The sequence below is a fragment of the Micromonospora sp. NPDC049679 genome (assembly GCF_040659735.1).
Classification (GTDB): Bacteria; Actinomycetota; Actinomycetes; order Mycobacteriales; family Micromonosporaceae; genus Micromonospora_I.
This window is the reverse complement of the sequence record NZ_JBFANZ010000011.1, coordinates 111,686-137,092: the sequence shown is the minus strand read 5'-3', so window position 1 is coordinate 137,092 and position 25,407 is coordinate 111,686. Positions and strand designations below refer to the sequence as shown.

The following is a 25,407-nucleotide window of genomic DNA, read 5'->3' as shown; positions in this document are numbered from 1 at the left end:
ATGGTCGTGCACCGGGGCAGGTGGACGCTGGAGGACCGGGCCCGGCACGTCGTGCAAGCCCTCCCGGTGACCGTGGCCGCCGGGACGGCCGCGCTGACCGTCGAGCTGGAGTATCCACGGGAGGCCGGCGTCCTGGACCTCGGCTGCGCCGGACCGGCCGGCTTCCGCGGGTGGTCGGGGGGCGCGCGGCACCACTACACCGTCACCGCCGACTGGGCCACCCCGGGCTACCTCCCGGGTGAACTGGAGCCGGGCGAGTGGCAGGTGCTCCTCGGACTGCACCGCATCCCGCCGGACGGGCTCGACTTCGCGGTGACGGCCACGACCCGCACCGACCTCCCACCGCGTCCGCCGCCGGTGGCGTCACCGCCCCGCCCGGACCGGCCGCCGCGGCGTGCCGTGCCCGACGTCGACGGGCTGCGGTGGCTCGCCGGCGACCTGCACGCGCACACCGTGCACAGCGACGGCGTGAGCACGGTGCCCGAACTCGCCGCGCTCGCCGCGGCCCGCGGGCTCGACTTCCTCGCGGTCACCGACCACAACACGGTCAGCCACCACCCGGAGCTGCCGGCGACCTCCGCGGCGTACGGGATCGCGCTCCTGCCGGGGCAGGAGGTGACCACCGACCGGGGGCACGCCAACGTGATCGGCCCGGTCGGCTGGGTCGACTTCCGGCGACCACCCGACGAATGGCTGGCCACCGCGGACCGGGACGGCGGTCTGATGTCGATCAACCACCCGCTCGCCGCGGACTGCGCGTGGCGTCAGCCGCTGGGAACCCGTACCCGGTTGGTGGAGGTGTGGCACTCCGGATGGTGGGACCGGACCTGGGGGGCACCGCTGGCCTGGACGCGGGCGTGGCGCCCCGATGTGGTCGCGGTGGGCGGCAGCGACTTCCACCGCCCCGGCGACGACGCCCTGCCCGGCGCGCCGACGACGTGGGTGCTGACCGACGGCGACTGGTCGCGGGACGGTCGGTCGCGCGCGGAGCACGCCGGCGACGCCCCGGGCTCGGCCGTGCTGGACGGGCTGCGCGCCGGGCGTACCGCGGTCTCGGCCGGACCGGACGCTCCCCTGCTGCTGCGGCTGGGTGACGAATTGCTCGCTCTCGACGCCGACGGCGCGCTGCTCGGCTATCCCGACGGCACGCACCGGGTGGTCCGCGGCGACCGTTGCCGACTGCCGGCCGGCGATGGCCTGCACGTCCTGGAGTCGCACCGGATGGAGGTGATCGCGCTATGCGGCTGACCGAGCGCACCCGGGTGGCCGGCGCGCCGGTCAACTTCGGCATCTACCAGCCGACCGCCGCGCTCATCGGCCCGGCCGAACTGCTCGCGGCGCTGGCCGACGCGGGCTACGCGGGCGTCGACTCGGGGCCGATCGGCTTCCTCGGCACCGGATCGCGGCTGACGCGGCGGCTGCGCGAGACCGGGATCGGGCTCGCCGGCGGGTGGATCGACCTGCGCTTCGCCGATCCGGACGGGTTCGTCGCCGACCTGGCGCAGCTCGACGCGGCGCTCGACGTCTTCGCCGCGGCGCCGGTCGACGATCCGCGGTTCCCGCCGCGCCCGACCCTGGCCTGCCCGGGCAACCCGGCCCGGGCCGCCCGGCCCGGTACACCGGTCGATCCGGCGCTGGCGCTGCCCGCGGGGGCCTGGCCGGGCTTCGCGGCCCGGGTGCAGCAGGCCGCCGACCGGTGCCGGGCGCGTGGCCTGGAGCCGGTGTTCCACTACCACCTCGGCACGGACGTGGAGACGGCGGACGAGACGGACCGGCTGCTCGAACTCACCGACGTCGCGGTGTGCCTGGACACCGGGCACCTGTTGCTGGCCGGCGGCCACCCGGTCGCGGCGGTGCACCGATGGGGCGCGCGGATCCGGCAGGTGCACCTGAAGGACGCGGACCTGGCCGTGCACGCCCGGGTCCGGGCGGCCGGTGGCGACCTGTCCGACGTGGTCGTCGCTGGCGGCTTCTGCCCGCTGGGCACGGGTGACCTCGACCTTGCCGGGGTGCTCGCCGGCCTCGACGAGATCGGCTACACCGGCTGGCTCGTGATCGAGCAGGACGCGCCCGCGCGCGGGCAGGATCTCGACCGGATCCTCGCCGACCAGCGCGCCAACCGGCGACGGCTGGACGAGCTGATCCGATGACGGCGCACGGTGAGCGGATCAGAATCGCGGTGGCCGGCCTCGGCGTGATCGCCCGTACGGTGCATCTGCCGCTGCTGCAGCGGCGCGCGGACCTCTTCGACCTGGTGGCGCTCTGCGACCTCTCCCCCTCGCGGGTCGCCGAACTCGGCGCGCGGTACGGCGTCGAGCCGACCCAGCGGCACACCGACGCCGCCACGATGCTCGCCCGCGGCGGGTTCGACGCGGTGCTGCTGTCGACCTCCGGCCCGCACGGCGAGCTCGCCGCCCTGGCGCTCACCGCGGGCGTACCGGTGCTGTGCGAGAAACCGCTGGCCTACACGCGTGCCGAAGCGGCGCGGCTCACCGAGTTGACCGCCGGGTCGCCGCGGTTGATGGTCGGCTACATGAAGCAGTACGATCCGGCCGTCGCCGAGGCGGGACGACTGCTGGACGAGATCGGCGGAGCGGCCCAGGTCCACGCGGTCGAGGTGACGGTCCTGCACGCCGGGGGTGCCACGCAGTTGGCGTTCGCGAATCTGCCCCCCGATCCGCGCGACGTGCCGCCGGAGTGGGCGACGCGGCTGCGGGCGGCCGAGGACCGACTGCTGGACGCGGCGGTGGGCGACGACGCCGTGGCGCGCACCCTCTACCGCATCATGGTCAACAGCGTCTGCCACGACCTGTCCCTGCTACGGCTGTTCACCGGCGCGCCGGCGACGGTGGACCACGTCGCCACCTGGCCCGCCGCAGCGGACGCCCGGGTCGAGCCCTCCGTCGAGCTCAGCGGGCGGTTGCCCGGCGGCGCCCGCTACGGCGTCCGGTGGTTCAACCTGCCCGACTATCCCGCCTACCGTGAGACGGTGACGCTGCACCACGCCCGCGGCTCCCTTGAGCTGGTGTTCCCCTCGCCCTATCTGCTCAACGCGCCGACCACGCTGACCGCGGTCGACGGGCACGGCGGCGGCGAGCGGCGGAGCGCGTTCCGGTCGGTGGCGGAGGCGTTCGAGCGGCAACTGCTCGCCTTCCACGCGATGGTCACCGCGGGGACGCCGCCGCTGAGCGGTATCGCGGAAGGCCTCGCGGACGTGGTCACGAGCCAACAGGTGGTACGCCGGTTCGGGGAGCTGACCGGAACGGCGATCGGCGGAGAGGCGGCGTGCTGATGGACACCGAGATCATCGTGGTACCGCACACGCACTGGGACCGGGAGTGGTACGAGCCGTTCCAGCGGTTCCGGCTGCGGCTGGTGGCGCTCCTCGACGAGGTGTTCGAGCGGATGGAGGACGATCCGCGCCAGCGCTTCACCCTCGACGGGCAACTCGCCGCGGTGGAGGACTATCTGGAGGTCCGCCCGGAGCGGCGGGAGCAGATCGCCGCGCTGGTGCGCGCCGGGCGTCTCGCCGTGGGCCCGTGGCAGATCCTGCTCGACGAGTTTCTCTGCTCGGGGGAGAACATCGTCCGCAATCTTGAGCGGGGCCTCGCCGGCAGCACGGCGCTCGGCGGCGCGATGCCGGTCGGCTACCTGCCCGACATGTTCGGTCACGTCGCGCAGATGCCGCAGATCCTGGCCGGTGCGGGGCTGGCGCACGCCTGCGTGTGGCGCGGCGTACCCGATCGGATCCGCTACCACGCGTTCGCCTGGGAGGCCCCGGACGGCACGGCGATCCGCACCGAATACCTGCCCGGCGGGTACGGCAACGCGGCCGGCCTGATGGACGACGCGGCGCTCGTCACCCGGCGCGCGACCGACCTGGTCGCGCGGTTGCGCGCCTGGCGGCCGGATCTCCCGCAGGACCCGATGCTCGCCATGTACGGGGCGGATCACGCCGCACCCGCCCCGGACGCGCCCGACCTTCTCGCCGCCGCGGGCGCCGCCGGCGTCCAGTTACGACTCGGCACGCTGTCCGAGTACTTCGTCACCCAGCCGGCCACCGTGGAGGGGCTGCCGGCCGTGCGCGGGGAACTGCGCTCGCACGCGCGGGCCAACATCCTGCCCGGCGTGATCTCCGTACGCGGCCATCTGAAGCAGGCGATGGGCCGCGCGGAGCGCCGGGTCGAGCGGTACGCCGAACCCCTCGCCGCGCTGTGGCATGACCCGTCCGTGCAGCGTTTTCTCGACATGGCATGGACCCGCCTGATCGACGCCAGCTGCCACGACTCGGTGACCGGGTGCGGCTGCGACGAGACGGCCCAGCATGTGGCCGCGCGCCTCGCCGAGGCCGACGAGCTCGGGCGGGCGGTCTGCGACCTGGTCGGCGCGCGGCTGGCGGCGACGGTGCCCCGCGATGGTTACCTGGTGTTCAACCCCACGCCCGCGCCCCGGACGGCCCTGGTGCGGCTCGACGTTGAACTGCCGCCCGGCGCCGTGGCCGTGGGGCTGACGGATTCCGCCGGCCGGACCACCATGGCGCAGCTGCTCGACCGGGCGCCGACGCTGCTCGCCGACGATCTGGTGCCGGCGGTCGAGCTGCCGGCCGTCCTCGGCCGCGTGCACGGCCGGGAGCTCTACGGGCAGGAGATCACCGCCTGGTCGGTGTCGGCCGCGGACGCCACGCTCACCTTCGGGGTGGCCCGGCACGGCGACCCCGCCTTCGACCTGGAGGACGTGCGGATCGCGCTCGCCGACGCCGCGGGCACGGATCCGTGGCGGGTGCGCATCGGGGCCGCCCCGCGCGTGACCGTCGCCGCCCTCGTCGACGTACCCGCGCTCGGCCACGCCGGCGTGCGACCTGTGCCGCTGCCGTCACCGGACCAGGTGACGCCCGACCACCCCGACGGCTCCGGAGCCGCGGCACGCGCCACCGACGGCCGGACGCTCGACAACGGCCTGCTGCGGGTGGAGGTCGCGGAAGACGGCACGCTGCGACTGTCCACCCCCGACGGTCTGACGGCCACCGGCGTGGGTCGCCTCGTCGACGGGGGCGACGTGGGCGACAGCTACAACTACGCCCCGCCCGCCGCCGACGGGCTCATCGACAGGCCGCACGCGGTGCGTACCGTCGTCGTGCACGACGGGCCCGTGGTCGCCGTCCTCCAGGTGGTCCGGGACTACCGGTGGCCGGCGGCGGCCGACATCGACGCCGGCTCCCGCTCGGTCACGACCGAGGCCGTCACCGTCGCCACGCGGGTCGAGCTGCGGGCCGGAGAACGCTTCGCCCGCCTCCGGATCGAGTTCGACAACCGGTGCGACGACCATCGGCTGCGCCTGCACCTGCCGCTGCCGTGCCCGGCCCGGTCCTCCTACGCGGAGGGGCAGTTCGCGGTCGTCGAGCGCGGCCTGACCGCAGAGGGAGGCGGCGGGGAGACGCCACTGCCGACGTTTCCCGCGTCGGGGTTCGTGGCGGCGGGCGACCGGGACGGGTCGCTCGCGGTGCTGCTGACCCAGCCGACCGAGTACGAGCTGGTCGACGAGGGACGGGAGTTGGCCGTCACGCTGCTGCGGTCGATCGGGATGCTGTCCCGCAACCGGCACGCCCTGCGCGACGAGCCCGCCGGCCCCCAACTGCCGACGCCGCGGGCGCAGTGTCGCGGTGACCGCAGCGTCGACCTCGCCGTGCTGCCGTTCCGGGGCGCGTGGCACGCGGCCGGGGTGATCGAGGCGACCGAGGCGTACCGGCACGAGCTGCTCGGCTTCCCCGGCACGGCCGATGCCTCCGCGGCGCTGCCGCCGCCGGTGACGGGGCTGACGGTCGACGGACGCGGCGTCATTCTGACCAGCCTGCGCGACCGTGGCGGGCGGGCGGAGCTGCGGGTGGTGGCGGAAACTCCGGCCGCGACCGCGGCCGTGATCCGCGCCGGTCGGGGCATACGGGAAGCGTGGCGGGCGGACCTGCTCGGCCGACCCGGCGACCGGCTGACGGTCGACGACGACGGGGCGGTCCGCCTACCGCTGCGCGCCTGGGAGATCGCCACCGTCCAGCTCGACATGGCCGAGCCCGCCTGACGCAAGCTCAGCGCGGGGCCACGGGCCGGTCGTGGTCGCAACGGCGCGGCGCGGCTGGTGGGCGAGGGGTTACCGGCGCCTGAGCCGGGCGTCGCGGGCGGTGTTTGGCCGCGACGGGCGACCTGTACCGGGCGTCACCGATGGCATTACGTTGTTTGCAACCGTCGCAGGGGAGGCGCGATGTACCCCACGGTCGCGGAAGCCGTAGCGCTGCCGGTGATGCGGCGCGGCAGACCACGCGTCGTCGCCGGATCGGCCGGCATGCACGGCCCGGTCCGCTGGGTCCATGTGGCGGAGGTCGCCGACATCGCCCACCTGCTGCGCGGCGGCGAGCTCGTGCTGACCACCGGCATCGCGCTGCCGGACGAGGAAACGGCGCTCACGACGTACGTGGACGACCTGGCCGCGGTCGGCGCGGCGGGACTGGTGGTCGAGCTGGTGCGGCGCTGGAGCGACCACGTGCCGGACGCGCTCGTGGCGGCCGCGGAGCGACACCGGCTGCCACTGATCACGCTGGGCCGGGAGACGCGGTTCGTGTCGGTCACGGAGGCGGTCGTGGCGTTGATCGTCGACGCGCAGCTCGCCGAGTTGCGGGCGGCCGAGCAGGTGCACGAGACCTTCACCGCACTCACCGTGGCCGGGGCGGGGCCGGCCGAGGTGCTGCGCGAGGTGGCCAGGATATCCGGGCTACCGGTCGTCCTGGAGACGCTGGGGCAGGACGTGCTCGCGTACGACGCGGCCGGGCAGGATCCGATCGAGTTGCTGACCGACTGGGGCCAGCGATCCCGGTCCGTGGCGGTCTCCGAACGGACCGCCTACGACGAGGAATCGGGCTGGCTGATCACCGCGGTCGGCGCGCAGGGCGCCGATTGGGGGCGGCTGGTCCTGCTCTCGCCCGGTCCTCCCCCGCACCGGCACGTGGTGGTCGCGGAGCGGGCGGCGTCTGCGCTGGCGGTGCACCGGCTGGTGGCGCGTGATCGGGATAGTCTGGAGCGGCAGACGCACCGCATGTTGCTCGCGCAGCTGCTCGGTCAGGCGTTGCCCCCTCCCGATCTGCCCGCGCGCGCGGCGGCGTTGGGCGTCGCGCTGGAGCGCCGGCAACTGATCGGGGTGGCGATCCGGCCGGGAAGCATGACCCCGCGTGCCCCGGCGCTGGCCACGCAGGAGGTGCTGCGGGATCTCGCGGAGGCCACCGCGTTGGCCGCGCGGCGGGTGACCGTGCCGGCGCTGGTGGGCGTGGTGGACGACACGAGCGTGCGCGCGTTGTTGTCGGTGCCGGCCCAGGCGGCGGTCGACGCGGTCGTGCGTCGGTTGGCCAGGGAGGTGCACCACTCCGCCGCCGGTCCGGTCGTGGTGGCGGTCGGCACGACGGTGTCACACGCGTCGGAGGTGCGGCGCAGTCTGGGCGAGGCCGCGCACGTGGCGGGCGCGGCTCTGCGTTCCCCCGGCACCCAGCTCTACCACCGCCTGGATGACGTGCGACTGCGCGGTCTGCTGCACCTGCTGCGCGAGGACGAGCGGGTACGGGCATTCGCGCACCGTGAGCTGGGACCGCTGCTGACGCGCGACGCCAGCCAGGGCAGCCGGCTCATGGAGCTGCTGCGCTGCTTCTGCGAGCAGGGCGGGAACAAGTCGGCGGCGGCCGCCGCGGCGCACCTGTCGCGCACGGCGTACTACCAGCAGCTGTCGCGGATCGCCCAGGTGCTCGGGGTGTCACTCGAGGACCCGGAGTCGGTCCTCTCGCTCTACGTCGCGCTCCTTGTGCGCGAACTCGACGAGGGCTGACGGCCGCCATCCGGCGATAGGGGCGCGAGTCCGTCCGCCCCCGTCATTGACAGGTCGGCTCGTCAATGCCGCGCACATAGTGCACGCCGGGCAGCTCAAGCGTGGGCACTTTGCCACTGCCGTCAGGACCCGGCGACACCCAGGATTCCGAGATGGACGTCCAGTCGAACCGCCCCCACCCGCAGCGCGCGAGCCGGTTGTTCGACCGCTATTGCGGCAGCGTGACAGGGATGTGACCGATGGCCGTTGAACCCCTGCCCCCCACCGAAGCCACCGCGGTCCCACCGGGCACGCAGATCACCCATCCGGATGGCCGGGTCGAACTACGCGACTTCTCCACGATCGCCGACAGCCCGTACTTCAACGACGAGCTCGCCCCCGTGCCGATCGAGAAGCGCACCTGGACCACGTACAACTTCGCGGCGCTGTGGATCGGCATGGCGCACAACATTCCCAGCTATCTCCTCGCCGCCGGGCTCATCCAGATCGGGATGAACTGGGTACAGGCGTTGCTCACGATCACACTGGGCAATCTGCTCGTCCTCGTCCCGATGTTGTTGAACAGCCACGCGGGCACGAAGTACGGCATCCCCTTCCCCGTCTTCGCCCGCGCGTTCTACGGAGTGCGCGGCGCCAACCTCGCGGCGCTGCTGCGCGCGTTCATCGCCTGCGGATGGTTCGGCATCCAGACCTGGATCGGCGGCGAGGCGATCTACGCCATCACCGGCAAGCTCCTGGGGTCCTGGTGGCTCACCGCGCCGACGGTCATGGACTACCCGTGGACGCTGTGGGCCTCGTTCTTCCTCTTCTGGGTGATCGAGATGGCGATCATCTGGCGCGGCATGGACACGCTGCGGCGGTTCGAGAACTGGGCGGCGCCGTTCGTCATCGTGGTCGCGGTGGCCCTGCTGATCTGGGTGATGGTGAACGCGGGTGGGCTCGGCCCGATCCTGTCGCAGCCGTCCAAGCTGGGCTGGGGGGTCGAGTTCTGGAAGGTGTTCGCGCCGTCGCTGATGGCGATGATCGCATTCTGGGCGACCCTCTCGCTGAACATGCCGGACTTCACCCGCTTCGGCGGCAGCCAGCGACAGCAGGCGTACGGCCAGGTCCTCGGCCTACCCACCACGATGTCCTTCTTCGCCGTCCTCTCCATCCTGATCACCTCCGGTACGGCCGTGATCTACGGCGAGGCGATCTGGGATCCCATCCAGCTGGCGGCCAAGTTCGACAACCCGGTCGTTGTCGCCCTCGGCCTCTTCACGGTCGTGGTGGCAACCCTGTCGGTGAACGTCGCGGCGAACACCGTCAGCCCGTCCTACGACTTCTCCAACGCGCTGCCCCGGCTGGTCAGCTTCCGCACCGGCGGCCTGATCACCGGTGTGCTCGGCATCCTCATCCAGCCGTGGCGACTGGTGCAGGACCCCGACATCTACATCTTCGTCTGGCTCGGGTTCTACGGCGGCCTGCTCGGCGCCGTCGCCGGCGTACTCATCGCGGGCTACTGGGTCCGCGACCGCACCAGCATCCAGTTGCCGGCCCTCTACCGCCCCGACGGCAGGTACTGGTCCTCCGGCGGCTGGAACTGGGCGGCCGTCATCGCCACCGTCGTCGGCGCGGTGCTCGCGGTCGGTGGCGGCTACTCCGCGCCGGGCAGGGGACCGTTCCCCTCCGACGGACTCATCCCGTTCCTCAAGCCGCTCTACGACTACAGCTGGGTGGCCGGTCTGGTCGGCGCGTTCCTCGTCTACCTGGCGCTGTCGCTACCGCGTACCGCCCGACCCGAGGGGGAGAACCGATGAGCACCATCATCCGAGCCGGCCTGGTGCAGCAGAAGTGGACCGGCGACAAGGATTCCATGATCGCCAACGCGGTCGAGGCCATCCGCGGCGCCGCGTCACAGGGAGCCCAGGTGGTGTGCCTGCAGGAGTTGTTCTACGGCCCGTACTTCTGCCAGGTGCAGGACGCGGACTACTACTCGTACACGGAAGGGATTCCGGACGGACCGACGACGGCGCTGATGCGCGAGGTCGCCGAGCAGCACGGCGTGGTCCTGATCGTGCCGATGTACGAGCAGGAGCAACCGGGCGTCTACTTCAACACCGCCGCGGTCATCGACGCCGACGGCAGCTACCTCGGCAAGTACCGCAAGAACCACATCCCGCAGGTGAAGGGGTTCTGGGAGAAGTTCTACTTCAAGCCGGGAAACCTCGGCTACCCGGTCTTCGACACCGCGGTCGGCCGCATCGGCGTCTACATCTGCTACGAGCGGCACTTCCCGGAGGGCTGGCGCGAACTCGGGCTGGCCGGGGCAGGGATCGTGTTCAACCCGTCCGCCACGAGCCGCAGCCTGTCGCATTACCTGTGGCGCCTGGAGCAGCCGGCCGCCGCGGTCGCCAACGAGTACTACGTCGGCGCGATCAACCGGGTCGGCGTGGAACCGTTGGGCGAGAACGACTTCTACGGCCAGTCCTACTTCGTCGACCCGCGCGGGCAGTTGGTCGGCGATGCGGCGTCGGACACCGAGGAGGAGGTCGTCGTCCGCGATCTCGACATGGACGCGCTGGCCGAGGTCCGCAACCTGTGGGCGTTCTACCGCGACCGTCGGCCGGACACCTACGGATCGCTGGTGCAGCCGTGAGCATCGTCATCCGCAACGGAACGGTCGTCAACGCCACCGGGGCGTACCCGGCGGACGTGCTGGTCGAGGGCGAGCGGATCGCCGCGCTCGCCGCACCCGACTCGGGCCTGGCCCAGCAGTGGGTATCGGGCGCGGAGCGCGTGATCGACGCCGCCGGGAAGTACGTGGTGCCGGGTGGCATCGACGGCCACACCCACATGGAGATGCCGTTCGGCGGCACCTTCTCCGCGGACACGTTCTCCACCGGAACGATCGCGGCGGCCTGGGGCGGCACCACCACGATCATCGACTTCGCCGTGCAGGCCAAGGAAAACTCGCTGCTGTCGGCCCTGGACACGTGGCACAGCAAGGCGGACGGCAACTGCGCGATCGACTACGGGTTCCACATGATCGTGTCGGACGTCAACGACACGTCGCTCAAGGAGATGGAGTCCTGCATCGACGCGGGCGTCAACACGTTCAAGATGTTCATGGCGTACCCGGGGGTCTTCTACGCGACCGACGGGGAGATCCTGCGGGCGATGCAGAAGGCGCGGGAGACCGGATCGATGATCATGATGCACGCCGAGAACGGCATCGCCATCGACCAACTCGTCGCGCAGGCGCTCGCCGCCGAGCGCACCGACCCGGTGCAGCACGGGCTCACCAGGCCACCCGAGTTGGAGGGTGAGGCGACCTCGCGGGCGATCACCCTGGCCAAGGTCACCGGCGCGCCGCTCTACATCGTGCACCTCTCCGCCGCGCACGCGCTGGACGCGGTGACGCGGGCCCGGGACACCGGGCAGAACGTGTTCGCCGAGACCTGCCCGCAATACCTCTTCCTGTCGTTGGAGGATCTGGCGAAGCCCGACTTCGAGGGCGCGAAGTACGTCGCCTCTCCCCCGTTGCGGCCCCGGGAGCACCAGGCGGAGCTGTGGCGGGGCCTGCGCACCAACGACCTGTCGCTGGTCTCGACCGACCACTGCCCGTTCTGCTTCAAGGACCAGAAGGAGCTCGGCCGGGGGGACTTCTCGAAGATCCCGAACGGGATGCCGGGCGTGGAGCACCGGATGGACCTGCTGTACCAGGGCGTGGTGCGGGGCGAGATCACCCTCTCGCGCTGGGTCGAGATCAGCTCCACCACGCCCGCGAGGATGTTCGGCCTCTATCCCCGCAAGGGCGTGATCGCTCCCGGCGCGGACGCCGACATCACGGTGTACGACCCGACCGCGCGGCAGACCATCTCGGCCAGCAGCCACCACATGAACGTGGACTATTCCGCGTACGAGGGGATGGAGTTGACCGGCACGGTGGCCACCGTGCTGTCCCGCGGTCGGATCGTGGTCGACGACAACGCCTTCCACGGCGCGGCCGGGCACGGCAGATTCCTGAAACGCGACCTCAGTCAATACCTGGTCTGACAAGGAGGAGCCGTGGACTTCGGTGTCGTACTGCAGACCGACCCGCCCGCCCGTGACGTCGTCGCCGGCCTCACCGCGGCCGAGGAGAGCGGGTTCCGCTACGGATGGACGTTCGACTCCTGTGTGCTGTGGCAGGAGCCGTTCGTCATCTACTCGCAGGTCCTCGCCGCGACCAGGGACCTGATCGTCGGGCCGATGGTGACCAACCCGAGCACCCGCGACTGGTCGGTCACCGCGTCGCTCTTCGCCACCCTCAACGACATGTTCGGCAACCGCACGGTCTGCGGGATCGGCCGCGGCGACTCCGCCCGCCGCGTCATCGGCCAGCCACCGGCGAGCCTGACGACGCTGAAGAAGGCCATGCGCGTGATCAAGGAACTGGCCGAGGGCCACGAGGTCGAGCACCACGGCACGCCGGTGCGCATCCCGTGGGTACGCGACGGCAAGCTGGAGATCTGGATGGCCGCGTACGGGCCGAAGGCGCTGCGGCTCGTCGGCGAGCAGGCCGACGGGTTCATTCTGCAGACCGCCGACCCGGACATCGCGCGCTGGACGATCGGCTCCGTCCGCGACGCGGCCACCTCGGCGGGACGTGATCCGGACTCGATCACCATGTGCGTGGCGGCCCCCGCCTACGTGGGCGCCGACCTCGCACACCAACGCGATCAACTTCGCTGGTTCGGCGGCATGGTCGGCAACCACGTGGCGGATCTGGTCGCCCGTTACGGCGACTCCGGGGTTGTGCCGAAGGCGCTGACCGACTACATCAAGGGCCGGGAGGGCTACGACTACGCGCACCACGGTCGCGCCGGCAACCCGTCCACCGACTTCGTGCCGGACGAGATCGTCGACCGGTTCTGCCTGCTCGGATCCGAGTCGGCGCACCTGGACCGGCTGCAGGAGCTCACCGAGATCGGGGTGACGAACTTCGCGCTCTACCTCATGCACGACGACAAGAAGAAGACCCTGGCCGCGTACGGCGACGCGGTGATTCCGCGCGTGTAGCCCGCCGACCGCCGTCGCGGCGCGCTGAACCGCCCACGGGCACCCGCCGCAGGTACGGTGGCGTGTGCACTCACGAGGGGAACCGGCCGTGGAGCTGACCGCGGCCGACGCGCTGGCGCTGCGGATGACGAGCCTGCTGCTCCGGCCCGGGCACGGTGGAGCGGAGCACCCGACCGACGTGGCGGGGGTCGTGGAGTGGTTCGGCGCCATGCAGGCGCAGGACCTGGCCAGCGCGATGTGGTCGCTCGGCGCTCGCCTCCCCGGCTTCACGGCGGTGGACGTGCACGCCGCGCTGGAGCGCCGCGAGGCCCTACGGACCTGGCCGATGCGCGGCACGGTGCACCTCGTCCCGCCGCGTGACGCGTACTGGATGCTCGAGGTCATGGGTGCCCGCGCCCTGGTCGGGGTCGAGAAACGGCGGACGTCGCTGGGCCTGACCGAGCAGGTCGCGCGTCGCGCCGTCGACGTGCTCGCCGCCGCGCTCGCGGGAGGTGGACGTCTCACCCGGGCGCAGTGCCTCGCGGAGCTGACCGTCGCCGGCATCGACTGCACCGGGCAACGCGGCTACCACCTGCTCTGGTACGCCAGCCAGCTCGGCGTCATCTGCATCGCCCCGCACGTCGACAACGAACAGACCTTCGTCCTGCTCGACGAGTGGGCGCCCGACCCGCGCCGGCCGGAGCGCGACGAGGCGCTCGCGGCGATCGCCGTGCGCTACTTCCGTAGCCACGGCCCCACCACCCGGCAGGACTTCGCCGGCTGGACGGGGCTCACCGCCGCGGACGCCAAGCGGGGCATCGCCGGCGCCGGCGACGACCTCACCCTGGTGAGGGTCGAGGGGAGCGAGATGCTCCTCGCTTCGGCGCTGCTCGACGCCGACCGCGCCGGGCCGCCCGCCGATGGCCCCGAGGAGCTGCGCGCCCTGCCCGGGTTCGACGAGTATCTGCTCGGGTTCAAGGACCGGTCGCTCATGCTCGACGCGGAACACAAGCAGGCGATCATCCCGGGCGGCAACGGGGTGTTCCAATCGACCATCGTGCGCGGCGGCCGGGTGATCGGGACGTGGAAGCGGTCAACGGGCCGAGCGCAGGTCACGGTCGACGTCCGGCCGCTGGTCCCCGTCGGCGACCCGGACCGGGCGCAGATCGAGGACGCGCTCCAGCCGTACGGACGCTTCATCGGGCAGCCCGTCCGGGTCCGGTGGCCCTGACACTCCACCACGCACCTCGGCAGGAGCCGACGGGGCGGGCCGAGGGCGCGGGCGGACAGCCCGGGCCGACCCGGAACGGATCAGCCGCTGCGGCGGGTGCCGTACTGGCGGGGACTCTGGACCGAACCCCGACCACCGATGCGCTGGCCCTGTCCATGGGGCTGAGGCTGCGAGCTGCCCTTGCCCTTCGCGCGTCGGGCCGCCCGGTTCTCGTAGACGGCGGGCTCGTCGGTCTCCGACCCGGCCCCGGACTCCGTCTCGGCGGGTGTGCCGGCGTCGTCAGCGGTGTTGTCCTGAGCGGGCCTCGGCTCCGGCATGTGCATCTCCCTGCATTGTTCGGGTGCCGTGCGGCGATCGCCTGCGCGGCGGACGCTGACCGGTCGATGCCGGCGTCGGCGCACTGACGGTATCGCAAGGCCAGGTCCGGCGGACGGATGACCCGTCAGGCGTGGCGCGCCCGACGGGCCAGCTCGCCGGGGCGGGTCTGGCCGCGCGGCGCGGCGACCGCGGCCTGCGCGTCCACGAGGCCCCATCCGTACACGGGCGTGTAGACCCGCGCGCGAGGCCGAGCGGCGTCCGGGCCGTGGACGTCAGCACGGAACATCGCCCCCGGCTCCCAGGCCGGCGTGGCGCAGAGCGGAGCGGCCTCGTTCCCGGCAGCGGCGATCACCGCCACGCCCTTCGAGCTCGCGTGCGCGATCGCCTGGGTGACATCGGCGACGAGCCCGGTGAGCGTCAACGCCTGCGCACCGGGGAGCGCGCCGAGGCTGAGGTTGACGACCTTGGCGCCCTGGTCGGCGAAGTACCGGATACCCGAGGCGATGTCGGCGAAGCTGCCGCTCCCCTTCTCCAACACCTTGATCGGCATGATCTTCGCGTCGGGGGCCACTCCGGCGATGCCGACACCGTTGCCGGTGGCGGCGGCCGCGATGCCCGCGACGTGGGTGCCGTGCACATCCTCGGGGTCGCCGGTGCCGTCCGGGCCGACGACGGGACGACCAGCCCCTTTCGCGTTAACTTCATTGAAAACATTGACACAACATTGGCGCTCGTGATGGATTCTCCATAGCCGTTCATGGATTGCGGGATAGCGCCCCAACCCCGGGGGCCGCGCCGCGGATAGAACGTCCACGGAATGGCCAGACGCGCCCTGACCTGCAGGTTCTCGGCATCCCGGCCGAATGCTGGCCAGGTCCCTCCACGCTCACTTCCTCTTCGTGACACCCCGGTCGTCCGCCGTTTTCCGCCGGCCGATCACCCCTAGTCGAGGAGAGTCGCCCGTGTGTGAAACCGACCATCTCCAACCTTCAGGCGTGAGCCGCCGCGACATGCTGGGACTTCTCGGCGCCGCCGGCGCCGCGATGGCCGTCGCCCCGATCCTGACGGCGGATCCGGCCATGGCTGCCGCGTCCGATCTCGCGCTCGACCCCAGGACACAACCGGCCGATCCCATCAACTACGAGCCGCCAGCGAAACTCGCCGTCGACTCACAGGCCAAGGACGCCGCCGTCGCGTGGATCGACCGGCACTCGGAGAGCATCGTCGGGTTGAACGACCGGATCTGGGAGTTCGCGGAGCCTTCGCTCGCGGAGTGGAACTCGTCATGGGCCGAAGCGCAGTACCTGCAGGCCAACGGCTTCACGATCGAGTGGGGGGCGGGCGGCATGCCGACCGCCTTCGTCGCCACGTTCAGCAACGGCACCGGGAAACCGGTGATCGGCTTCAGCGGAGAGTACGACGCGCTGCCGGGGCTGTCGCAGGAAAAAGGGAACGCCCAGCACTCCCCCCTGGTCTACAACCATGATCCGTACGCCCCCAGCTACGGGTTCGGCCACGGCTGTGGACACAACGCCCTCGGCGCCGCCGCGGCCGGCGCGGCGGCCGCCACGGCCGCGGCCATGAAGGCCCGCAACCTCGACGGCACCATCAAGTTCTTCGGCTCCACGGCCGAGGAGCAACTGGTGGGTAAGTCGGTGGCCGTCAAGGCCGGCGTCTACAAGGGCCTCGACGCCTTCGTCGACTGGCACCCGGCCAGCGGTAACAGCACCAGCTGGGGTTCGAGCAACGCCATGTACAGCCTCGCCTTCCACTTCCTCGGCACGGATGGTCACGGTGGCTCACCGCTGGCGACCCGGCCAACGCAGGACGCGGTGTCGGCCATGTCCATGCTGACGGAATACCTGCGGGAGAGCGACCAGGCGCCTACGGCCCGGGTCCACTACGCGCTGCGACAGACCGGTCAGGCGCCGAACGTCTTTCCCACGCTCTCGAGCATCTGGTACTTCGCCCGCGAAGGCAGCCCGACCCGGGCCAAGATCCTGATGGACAAGATCATCAAATGCGCCGAGGCGGCCGCCATGGCCACGGGCACCCGCATGGAAAACCGGATGATGGCCGGCGTGTGGAACATGCTCGGCAACAAGCGCGGCGCGGAGCTGATGCACGCCAACATGACGCAGGTGGGGGCCCCGAAGTTCTCGGCGGGTGACCAGGCGTTCGGCAGGGCGCTGCAGCGGTCCAACGGGACGAAGGAGACCGGGTTCGCCGACACGATCAGCGAGTTGCGGCCACCGGCGGCGGTGTTCATGGGCGGGGGCTCCACCGACGTCGCCGACATCAGCTGGCAGGTGCCGACGATCTCCATGGGCACCGCGCACCAGCCCGGCGGCACCAAGAACCACTCGTGGCACCACACGGCCACGGCTGCGGCCAACGCCGGTCACGTGGCCATGGTGATGGCCGCGAAGTACCTCGCCGCCACCACCGTCGACCTGCTGACCCAGCCGAAGATGGTCGCGGAGATGAACGAGGAGTTCGACCGCCGCACCGCGAAAATCAGGTGGAAGAGCATGCTCCCCGACAACTACCAACTGCCGCTGTACGAGCCACCGAGGTGGTTCCTGGAGCGGACGCGGCAAACCTGGCCGCCGCGGGGTGTCAAGTGGCCACCACGGCGGATCGTGTCGACCGAGACCGCCCCCGATCTCGGGCCGGAGCTGCCGCCAGAGAACCTGCCCCCGCTGGAATAGCCGCCACCACCAGCACGGTTTCGTCCCGCACCCTGATGGACGGGGTGCGGGACGAATGACGGGGTCGCCGGTCAGGGCTGGTCGCCCACGCGCGGAGTCTGCGGAGTGTTCGACGGACGCAGGACCTGGGTGGCTTCCGGATCCGCCGTGTCGGGCTCGGTCGGCGGCTGTCCCGGCGCGTCCGCCGGCGATTGCGGATCCGCGTACGCCTGCTGGGCGGGCTGGTCGCCCACCTGCCGCGACTGCGCGACGGTCGAGGGACGCAGCACCTGGGTGGCTTCCGGGTCGGCCACGTCGGGCTGGGCCGAGGGTTGCCCCTGCGGGTACGCCGACGACTGCGGCTCCGTCGGCACGTGCTGACTCGGCACCCACGTCTGCTGGTTGGCCCGCTGCTCGTCGGCGTACGCCTTGGCGTGCTCGGCGACCCGCGACGACTCCGCCGCCGCCCGCTCCAGCCACACCTCCCAGCGGGCCTGCATCGGCCGCACCAGCCCGCCGCCGACCCCCACGATCAGGATGCCACCCACGGTGGCCAGCACGGCGATCAACACCGGAGTGGTCACCGTCGTGGCGATACCGACCTGGTTGAGCGCGGCGATCACGCCGAGACCGAGGATGAACACCGAGGCGACGTTCGCCAGCAGCCGCCCGTAGGACAGACCGCCGAGGGCGGTGGCGATGATGTCCTTGACGGCCCTGGCGATCGCCGAGGCCACCACGACGATCAGGATCGCGACGAACGCTCGTGGTAGCCAGGCCACCACGGCTTCGATCAGGTCGCTGACCGGGTTGGGTCCCCAGATGCCGAACGCCAGTTGCAGAGCGAAGAGCAGGATCGCGTAGTACACGAGCTTCGCGACGATGTCCGAGGCGTCGTACTTGCTCCGGGCGAGCACGGCCTTGATGCCGCCACGCTCCACCGCCCGATCGAAGCCGACGCGCTCCAGCAGCTTGTCCACGACCGCGTACAGGGCTCGGGCAAGAAGCCAGCCGACCAGCAGGATCGCGAGGAACGCGATCGCTTTCGGGAGAAAGAGCAGAACGCTGCGCCACATGTCGGTGACAGCTCCACCGATGTCTACTGTGGGCGACGCGAGAACCTCGACCATCGCTGAACCTCCTGGGGCGCACGGTGAACGTGGCATGGCACGCCACCAGTACCCACATCGACGATGACGGACACCTCTGTGGATCCTCAGCGCTCCCGCCGGCATGCGCGGGACTTCAGACCCGTCGTCAATTTGCGGCCGCGTCCCGCTCCGGGCGACCGTTACGGCCTGCGATACTGCGTCCGTGTCCGTCATGCCATCGCGCACAGTGACCGTCTCGATCGCTCGCGCTCCGCAGAGCACCTACGAGTTCATCCGTGAACCGCGCAATCTGCCCCAGTGGGCGCCGGGGTTCGCGCGGGCGGTGCGGCCGTCAGATGGAAAGTGGGTTGTCGAGACGGTCGATGATCCGGTGGAGATCGACTTCGTGGCGCCGAACCCCTTCGGGGTCGCTGATCATCGAGTCACCGCCGCGCCGGGAATCACGGTCGTCAACGCCGTGCGCGTCGTCCCCAACGGCAGCGGCTCCGAGGTCATCTTCACGTTCTTCCAGACGCCGGATATGGCGGATCACGAGTTCGAAGCGGCCGCAGCACTTGTCGAAAACGATCTGCAAACGCTCAAACGTGTGCTCGAAGCGATAGAGCGCGGCAGCCGGTCGCCGACCCCGTAACAGGACCCACCGCTATTGACGGCTGAAATACGGGTAGCAATCGTCTACGCGAAATCAGCCGGCCGCAGCAATGCGCGATCACCGCAATGCCCACTCCGGTTTCGCACCCACCGTCCGTCACGATCGGGCGCCGGTGTGCGGTTCCGGACGCCCCGGGCGGCCCTGCGTCGAACGCGAGTGTGGTACATCGCAGCAGGTCGGGAAGGGCTGGGCAGCCGAGGAGCGGGACCAGTAGTGTCGGCTCGTCCGACCCGGTCGTTGCTCATCACAAGATGACCCCGGATCGGACCCGCTTAGTCGTGCTTGCACGAGCCGGGGACCCATCGCAACTCTGGGGTGAATCCGCGGGCCTTGGCCTGTGGTAGGGCGTTCTTTCCCGCCCGAATCCGTCAGCTAACCCGGTAGGCGGTATCGGAAGGAGACACATAGAAGTGCAGCGCCGAATGTGCCGTGGCACATCCCCCCAATCCCCCCGCCGCAGCGCGCTTTCCCCCGCGGAACGCCTCGTACGCAGCGGGCTCGTGACGCTCGATCACTAGCCACGCCGACGCCCTGACGCGGGTTCACGAAGCCGGACCTTGTTTCCGGCGCCACTGTTCACGACATGCCGCCGCCGCTTGCGGCGACGCATGAGCGCGTCCTTTTCAGCGCGCACCACAGCAGCAGACGCTGTCGCAGTGGAGTAGCCATTTCGTCGCTCGGGTCACGAACGAGACCACGACGCTCATCCGTAACGCTCCGCACGTCTGGCCCGATGGGGATCCGACGACGGGAGCCTGCGGGTTCGTCCAGCGCGCGCACGCGCACCGCGCCGTGGCTCTTTCCCGCTCGACGTCATCGCGTCAACCGTCGGCCTGGCTGACCGTTCACCGTTATTGATTGGGACGCCGACCACGAGTCGGTACAGCAATGGAGCCTTCAGTGGAAATCCGACGTATCCGCACGCTGTTCCGCCACGCCGCACCCCGCCGCGTTCACCCGGCCGCCATGGTTTCCGCCGCCGTTCTCGCGGTAGCCGCGACCAGCGGCAGCCTGCTGACCCTCACCACGGCACCGTCCACGGCGCACACCGCCGCCAACCCCGCCGTCGTGGACATGGCGTTCACCACCGGTAACCACCGGGGGGACGCCGAGAAGAAGGCGGCCGCGCCGAAGCCGCCGTCGGAGAAGATCGGCAAGTACGACTTCGAGTACCAGCCCAACTTCTACTACTGCGGCCCTGCCGCGACCCGCATCGCCCTGACCTCCAACGGCGTCACGCTGAGCCAGGATGAGCTGGCTCAGCAGCTGGGCACCACGGTCAACGGCACCAACTCCGCCGAGGACATCACCCGGGTGATGAACAAGGTGATCGGCAAGGACGCCTACCGGACGCAGTCGATCCCGGGCCCGGGCGCGACCCCGGCCGAGATGGACCGGCTGCAGGCTGACGTCGTCAACGCGCTCAGCGACGGTCGCGCGGTCGTCGCCAACATCGCCGGCGGCGCGACGGACAACGCCGGATTCTGGCGCAGCTTCCCGGGTGGCCACTACGTCACCATCGTCGGCTACAGCGATGAGGGACGGCAGGTGCAGGTCGCCGATCCGTCCGGCGTCGGTCCGGCCACCTACTGGATGAGCACGATCGACATGGCCAGCTGGATGGCCTCGCGCGGCTACTCCGCTTAAGCCCCGAACCGGTGCCAGCCATGGCACCCGGCACCGGCGGTAATACTCGTCAGATCGACGAAGGGCCAGCTCATCGAGCTGGCCCTTCGTGGTCTCCCCGGCACGTCTTGACCAATCTGGTTACGTAGCCTAGCCTTCTAGTTAATGTCATTAACTAGAAGATGTCGGGGGAAGCCATGACCACACACGCCGGATACGGTCCGTCGGCCGGCTATCGGAGCGCGACCGGGGTGGTCGCCACGGCGGCAGCCGGTTACAGCGTGGCCTGGACAGCCGGTCTGGCGGTGTGGTCATCCGATGTGGGCGTGACGGCTTCCGCCGCCGACGTGACCGCCGCGTACGCGGGGCATCGAGGCATGGCGATGACCCAGTCACTGCTGGTGCACGGCGTGGCCGCACTCGCCCTGGCAGTGGTCGCGCTGGCCCTGGCCGACGTCGCTGCCCGCAATCGCGCCCAACGGTGGGGTCGAGTGGCCGCCGCCGGAGGCCTCGGCGCGGCGGCGCTGTCGCTGGCGCAGTTCGCGCTCGGGCAGGCGCTCGCCGCGTGGGCGGTTCCCACCGGCCGCACCGGAGCGGCCGGCCTGCTGTTCGACCTGGTCAACCGGATCGACGGCGTAAAGATGTTCGCGCTCGCGGTGATGGCGGCCGCCGGTGTCGCCGTGGCCCGTCGCACCCGGGTCCTGCCCGGCTGGCTAGGCTACGTCGGCGCGGTGCTCGCGGTGGCGCTGACCGGCGCCGGCGTCGGCTACCTCCTGGTCAGCACGGCGCTGACGCCCGTGGCGTACGTCGCGCTCCCGCTGCTGCTCGTGTGGGTGACCGGGACAGGACTCTCCCTGGCCCGCGCCCGCCGCTGAAGGAGTCCCCCGATGCCCCGTGCCGGTCTGACTCCCCAACGCGTCGTTGCCGAAGCCGCCGCTGTCGCGGACGAGGTCGGGCTCGACCGGTTGACGCTCGCCGCCGTCGCACAAAGGCTCGGCGTGTCGTTGCCCGGGCTGTACAAGCACGTGCGCGGGCTCGACGGGCTGCAGCGCGACCTGGCGCTGCTGGGAGTGCGGGAACTGGCGGCGGCGATGTCGGCGGCGGGGGTGGGACGCGCCGGCCGCGATGCACTCCATGCCATCGCAGCCGCCTACCGCAGCTACGCCAAACGCTGCCCCGGCCGCTACGCCGCGAGCGTGCGGGCTCCCTCAGCGGACGACGGCGAGCACATCGCCGCCAGTGAGGCCGTTGTCGGCGTCGCCGCGGCAGTTCTCCGCGCGTACGGGATCGCCGGTGCTGATGCCGTCGACGCGATCCGGTCGCTGCGGGCCGCCCTGCACGGCTTCGTCACCCTGGAAACCGCTGGCGGGTTCGGCCTGCCGCAGTCCGTCGACGCCACGTTCACCCGCCTCGTCGACGCCCTCGACACCGCCTTCACGTCATGGGCCACCGCGTCGCCGCGCCTGCGCTAGTGTCGTGCGCCAGAAATTCGCCGTAGATATCGGGCGAGGGATTCGAGGATCTCTTCGGCCGTCTTGGTCCATAGGAACGGGCGCGGGTGTTCGTTCCAGTCGGCGATCCAGGCGCGGATGTCGGCTTCGAGGGCTTGGACGGACTTGTGGGCGCCGCGTCGGGATGTTCGCGCGCTCGTTCTGATCGAAGTTGAAGAAGTCGACGTGGAAGTCGCAGGTCACGTGCGGCTCGTTGTCGATACCGTCGTCGAAGGCGGCTCCATCGATCTTGACTGTGCCGTTCGCTCCCACGGGATCACCGCCCGGCGCGGCGGGTCTGCGCATTGTGGACCTCACGCCAGGCGCCTCGCATGGTCAGCGCGTCCCGGTAACGGATATTGACGGCATCGGAACAGAAGCGTCACGTCCGGGCTGCACATCGACAGCGGCCGTCCTAGAATGCTCGAATCGCCTCGGTGTAGCCGATCCGGCGATTTCGCCCGCACCCAGCGCCACCGCCGCGCATTCCGTTACATCAACCCGCCGCCATAACGGGCTGAGATAAGTCCCATTTTCTGCCGGCCCCGTTGCCTTGAGCGCACCACCACCATCTCCTAGCCTGGTGCAGCGCTCGCGCAGACGGGGCACCTGTCGCCCATTTGCCGGGTCCCCCGTGAGATTTCGCCAGAGTCTGATGCCGACGCCGCGGGACGAATGGACCAGCGGGATCGATAACCGCACGGAGAGAAAAGGCAAGATGGTGCAGACGCGGGATGAAGCGCAGGAGACGGTGACATCGGCGGCGGGCAGGACGACCCCGATCCTCGTCGACCGCACCGGCCGCCGTCGTGGCCTCGGACCGACGGGACGGACGAATCCTGTCTTCGTCGACAAGACCGGCCGCCGCCGTCGTCTCGCCGTGCTCGCCGGCACGGGCATGGCCGCAAGCCTGATGGCATGGCTCGGCCTCCTTCTGGCCGGGCTCGTCACCGACGCGCCGCTACCGATCCCCGGGTGGCCGGAGGCGGGTAACCGCCCCCAACAGGGTCAGGTCGCGGAGCGACGCGTGCCCTCCCCCACCCCGCTCCGCGACCCGGCCACGGTCCGAACGGCCGGGCCCGCCGCCAGGACGGCGCCGACGGTCACCAGGCCTCCGACCGTGCCGGCCAACCGGCCGCCGCGCGCCACTGACAGACCCGGCCTCGGCGACGAGCACCGCAGCACTCCGCGCGCCAAACCCAGCAAATCAACAGGAAAGCGGAGCTAGGCGTTGGGACTTCACGTCGCACGCCGGGATCCCCGGGCCCACTGGCTGCTCCTCCTTCTCGGCCTCGTGGTGTTGTTGGCGGCGCTGTCCTTCAACGGCTACGCCTCCGGCGTGACCGGGGGCTCCGGTCGTTCGGCAACAGACCTTCCGCCGGCGTCGGCGGATGTGACCACGGGCGGGTCAGTACTCCGCTTCGACGGCGCGTCACGGGTCAGCAGGTCGATGCCGGCCGGCGCGATCGCGCTGACGTTCGACGACGGCCCTGACCCGCGATGGACGCCCCGGGTCCTCGACGTGCTGCGTCGGCACGGCGCGCACGCCACCTTCTTCGTCGTGGGGTCGCGCGTGAACGAGCATCCGGAGCTTGTTCGGCGGATGCTCGCCGAGGGCCACGAGATCGGCTCCCACACGTTCACCCACGCAGATGTCGCCGTACTGCCGGGCTGGGCGCGCGACGTGGAACTCGCGTTGACCCGCAACGCGATCGTGGGGGCGACCGGCCGGCAGGAGAGGTTGTTCCGGCCACCGTTCTCGTCCACCCCGGGGGCGCTCACCGCCGCCGACCTGACGGCGCTGCACGACGCGGCCGGCACCGGGCACATCGCCGTGCTCACCGACCTCGACACGGTGGACTGGCGTCGCCCCGGGGTGGAGGCCATCGTGTCCGCCGCCAGCCCGCCGCGCCGGGGCGACGGAGCAACCGTGCTGATGCACGACGGCGGGGGCGATCGATCGCAGACGGTCGCGGCCCTCGACCAACTGCTGCCCGTACTCATGAAGCAGGGCTACCGGTTCACGACGGTGTCGGAGGGGTTGGGCGCGGCGCGCTCAGACATACCGGCGAGCGGGGCGGCGGAGTTGCGCGGCGCCGGACTGCGGTACGCCCAGATCGGTGCCGGCTGGCTGGCCGACGCAATGGCCGCGCTGCTCGCCGTGGCTCTCGTCCTGGGTCTCATCCGTCTCGCCGTGCAACTGGTCTGCGCCCGGATCCATCTGCGGGAGGTCCGCCGCCGGCGGCGACGGCAGCCCGAGATCCTCGAACCGGTCTCGGTGATCGTGCCCGCGTACAACGAGGCCGCGAACATCGCGGCGACCGTGCGCTCGCTGATCACCAGCGACTACCCGCGGCTGGAAGTCATCGTTGTCGACGACGGCTCCGACGACGGCACGGCCGAGATCGTGGAGGGACTGGGCCTACCGGGGGTGCGCGTCATCCGGCAGGCCAACGCGGGGAAACCGGCCGCACTCAACACCGGCATCCGGTACGCCCGCGCGGGCCTGCTCGTTCTGGTCGACGGGGACACGGTCTTCCAGCCGGACACGGTCTACCGCCTGGTCCAGGGGTTCGCCGACCCGGCGGTCGGCGCGATCTCCGGCAACACGAAGGTGGCGAACCGGCAGCGGCTCCTCGGCCGGTGGCAGCACCTCGAGTACGTCATCGGCTTCAACCTCGACCGCCGCATGTACGACGTGCTGGGTTGCATGCCCACGATCCCTGGAGCGATCGGAGCGTTCCGCCGCGAGGTGCTCGTCGACGTCGCCGGGGTTCCGACGGACACCCTCGCCGAGGACACCGATCTGACCATGGCCGTGCTGCGGGCCGGTTGGCAGGTGGTCTACGAGGAGCGGGCCATCGCGTGGACCGAAGCGCCGTCGTCGCTGCGGCAACTGTGGCGTCAGCGCTACCGCTGGTGCTACGGGACGATGCAGGCGATGTGGAAGCACCGGCGTGCGCTCGCCGAGAGCGGGTCGGCCGGAAAGCTGGGCCGGCGCGGTCTGCCGTACCTCGCGGTGTTTCAGGTAGCGCTGCCGCTCACCGCGCCGGCCGTCGATGTCTTCGCGCTCTACGGCCTGTTCTTCCTACCCTGGTCGCAGCTGGCGCTGGCCTGGCTCGGCCTGCTCATGCTCCAGGCACTGACGGCCGCGTACGCTCTTCATCTCGACCGCGAACGGATGGGTCCGCTGTGGAGCCTGCCGTTCCAGCAGGTCCTCTACCGCCAGGTCATGTACCTGGTCGTCGTGCAGTCGGTGGTCACCGCGCTCGTCGGCAACAGACTGCGCTGGCACCGGATGGTGCGTACCGGTGAAGCCGCCGTACCCGTCGATACGCGGATCAGGTCGTCGCGTTGATACGGCCGCCGGCCGTCCTCCCGACGGACCGGGCGCGAATTCCTCGTACCG

19 protein-coding genes, 1 pseudogene and 1 riboswitch are annotated in these 25,407 nt (G+C 71.1%); of the genes and pseudogenes, 17 read left to right on the top strand and 3 right to left on the bottom strand.

The genetic code is table 11. The annotated features are described in order from the left end of the window. The 10 genes from AB0J06_RS10205 to AB0J06_RS10160 all read left to right on the top strand — a co-directional run bounded on the left by AB0J06_RS10205 (nt 1) and on the right by AB0J06_RS10160 (nt 14,110). Nucleotides 1-1,248, top strand: coding sequence for a CehA/McbA family metallohydrolase (locus AB0J06_RS10205; RefSeq protein ID WP_357426768.1), 1,248 nt, complete (start codon nt 1-3; stop codon nt 1,246-1,248). Continuing rightward, a complete protein-coding gene (locus AB0J06_RS10200; RefSeq protein ID WP_357426765.1) occupies nt 1,239-2,150 on the top strand; it encodes a sugar phosphate isomerase/epimerase in 912 nt (303 codons plus the stop codon). The genes AB0J06_RS10205 and AB0J06_RS10200 overlap by 10 nt, the downstream gene beginning before the upstream one ends. After that, on the top strand, nt 2,147-3,292 hold the full coding sequence (locus AB0J06_RS10195) for a Gfo/Idh/MocA family oxidoreductase (protein WP_357426763.1): 1,146 nt from the start codon (nt 2,147-2,149) through the stop codon (nt 3,290-3,292). Before AB0J06_RS10200 ends, AB0J06_RS10195 begins: the two co-directional genes overlap by 4 nt. After that, nucleotides 3,292-6,072, top strand: coding sequence for a glycoside hydrolase family 38 C-terminal domain-containing protein (locus AB0J06_RS10190; RefSeq protein ID WP_357426792.1), 2,781 nt, complete (start codon nt 3,292-3,294; stop codon nt 6,070-6,072). Before AB0J06_RS10195 ends, AB0J06_RS10190 begins: the two co-directional genes overlap by 1 nt. A gap of 180 nt (nt 6,073-6,252) precedes the next feature. Continuing rightward, nucleotides 6,253-7,857 carry a PucR family transcriptional regulator ligand-binding domain-containing protein gene (locus AB0J06_RS10185; protein ID WP_357426761.1) on the top strand — a complete coding sequence of 535 codons (1,605 nt, stop codon included), beginning with the start codon at nt 6,253-6,255 and terminating at the stop codon, nt 7,855-7,857. A 239-nt stretch (nt 7,858-8,096) separates the two neighbouring features. Beyond that, nucleotides 8,097-9,656 carry an NCS1 family nucleobase:cation symporter-1 gene (locus tag AB0J06_RS10180; RefSeq protein WP_357426759.1) on the top strand — a complete coding sequence of 520 codons (1,560 nt, stop codon included), beginning with the start codon at nt 8,097-8,099 and terminating at the stop codon, nt 9,654-9,656. Next, on the top strand, nt 9,653-10,495 hold the full coding sequence (locus AB0J06_RS10175; protein ID WP_357426757.1) for a nitrilase-related carbon-nitrogen hydrolase: 843 nt from the start codon (nt 9,653-9,655) through the stop codon (nt 10,493-10,495). The genes AB0J06_RS10180 and AB0J06_RS10175 overlap by 4 nt, the downstream gene beginning before the upstream one ends. Further along, a complete protein-coding gene (gene hydA / locus AB0J06_RS10170; RefSeq protein WP_357426755.1) occupies nt 10,492-11,895 on the top strand; it encodes a dihydropyrimidinase in 1,404 nt (467 codons plus the stop codon). Before AB0J06_RS10175 ends, hydA begins: the two co-directional genes overlap by 4 nt. A 12-nt stretch (nt 11,896-11,907) precedes the next feature. Beyond that, entirely contained in the window at nt 11,908-12,900 is a 993-nt protein-coding gene (locus AB0J06_RS10165) for a TIGR03842 family LLM class F420-dependent oxidoreductase (RefSeq protein ID WP_357426753.1), read from the top strand. Between the two features lie 124 nt (nt 12,901-13,024). Continuing rightward, nucleotides 13,025-14,110, top strand: a complete 1,086-nt coding sequence (locus AB0J06_RS10160) for a winged helix DNA-binding domain-containing protein (RefSeq protein ID WP_357426790.1) — start codon at nt 13,025-13,027, stop codon at nt 14,108-14,110. A gap of 80 nt (nt 14,111-14,190) precedes the next feature. On the opposite strand, the gene AB0J06_RS10155 is transcribed toward AB0J06_RS10160, so the two are convergent. Beyond that, on the bottom strand, nt 14,191-14,427 hold the full coding sequence (locus AB0J06_RS10155) for a hypothetical protein (RefSeq protein WP_357426751.1): 237 nt from the start codon (nt 14,425-14,427) through the stop codon (nt 14,191-14,193). A 125-nt stretch (nt 14,428-14,552) separates the two neighbouring features. Then, on the bottom strand, nt 14,553-15,242 hold the full coding sequence (locus tag AB0J06_RS10150; RefSeq protein ID WP_357426749.1) for a S8 family serine peptidase: 690 nt from the start codon (nt 15,240-15,242) through the stop codon (nt 14,553-14,555). Between the two features lie 181 nt (nt 15,243-15,423). On the opposite strand from AB0J06_RS10150, the gene AB0J06_RS10145 reads away from it, so the two are divergent. Further along, on the top strand, nt 15,424-17,139 hold the full coding sequence (locus AB0J06_RS10145; protein WP_357426747.1) for an amidohydrolase: 1,716 nt from the start codon (nt 15,424-15,426) through the stop codon (nt 17,137-17,139). Nucleotides 17,140-17,591: 452 nt separating this feature from the next. On the opposite strand, the pseudogene AB0J06_RS10140 reads toward AB0J06_RS10145, so the two are convergent. After that, nucleotides 17,592-18,248, bottom strand: a pseudogene (locus AB0J06_RS10140) (hypothetical protein); the annotation flags it as partial. Nucleotides 18,249-18,456: 208 nt separating this feature from the next. Between AB0J06_RS10140 and AB0J06_RS10135 the strand changes: the two are divergent. The 6 genes from AB0J06_RS10135 (at nt 18,457) to AB0J06_RS10110 (ending at nt 25,356) form a co-directional block, all read left to right on the top strand. After that, complete coding sequence (locus AB0J06_RS10135; protein ID WP_357426745.1) at nt 18,457-18,861, top strand: SRPBCC family protein; 405 nt, start codon at nt 18,457-18,459, stop codon at nt 18,859-18,861. Between the two features lie 280 nt (nt 18,862-19,141). After that, nucleotides 19,142-19,284: riboswitch (cyclic di-AMP (ydaO/yuaA leader) on the top strand. Nucleotides 19,285-19,782: 498 nt separating this feature from the next. After that, nucleotides 19,783-20,529, top strand: coding sequence for a C39 family peptidase (locus AB0J06_RS10130; RefSeq protein WP_357426743.1), 747 nt, complete (start codon nt 19,783-19,785; stop codon nt 20,527-20,529). Nucleotides 20,530-20,834: 305 nt separating this feature from the next. After that, nucleotides 20,835-21,383, top strand: coding sequence for a hypothetical protein (locus tag AB0J06_RS10125; RefSeq protein WP_357426741.1), 549 nt, complete (start codon nt 20,835-20,837; stop codon nt 21,381-21,383). Between the two features lie 12 nt (nt 21,384-21,395). Beyond that, entirely contained in the window at nt 21,396-21,980 is a 585-nt protein-coding gene (locus tag AB0J06_RS10120; protein ID WP_357426739.1) for a TetR-like C-terminal domain-containing protein, read from the top strand. 736 nt (nt 21,981-22,716) lie between these two features. Further along, nucleotides 22,717-23,226 (top strand): hypothetical protein, encoded by a 510-nt coding sequence (locus AB0J06_RS10115; protein ID WP_357426738.1) that lies wholly within the window; start codon nt 22,717-22,719, stop codon nt 23,224-23,226. Nucleotides 23,227-23,229: 3 nt separating this feature from the next. After that, the gene (locus AB0J06_RS10110) at nt 23,230-25,356 is read left to right on the top strand and encodes a bifunctional polysaccharide deacetylase/glycosyltransferase family 2 protein (protein ID WP_357426736.1); all 2,127 of its coding nucleotides are present in this window, start codon (nt 23,230-23,232) and stop codon (nt 25,354-25,356) included. The last annotated feature ends 51 nt before the right edge of the window (nt 25,357-25,407 follow it).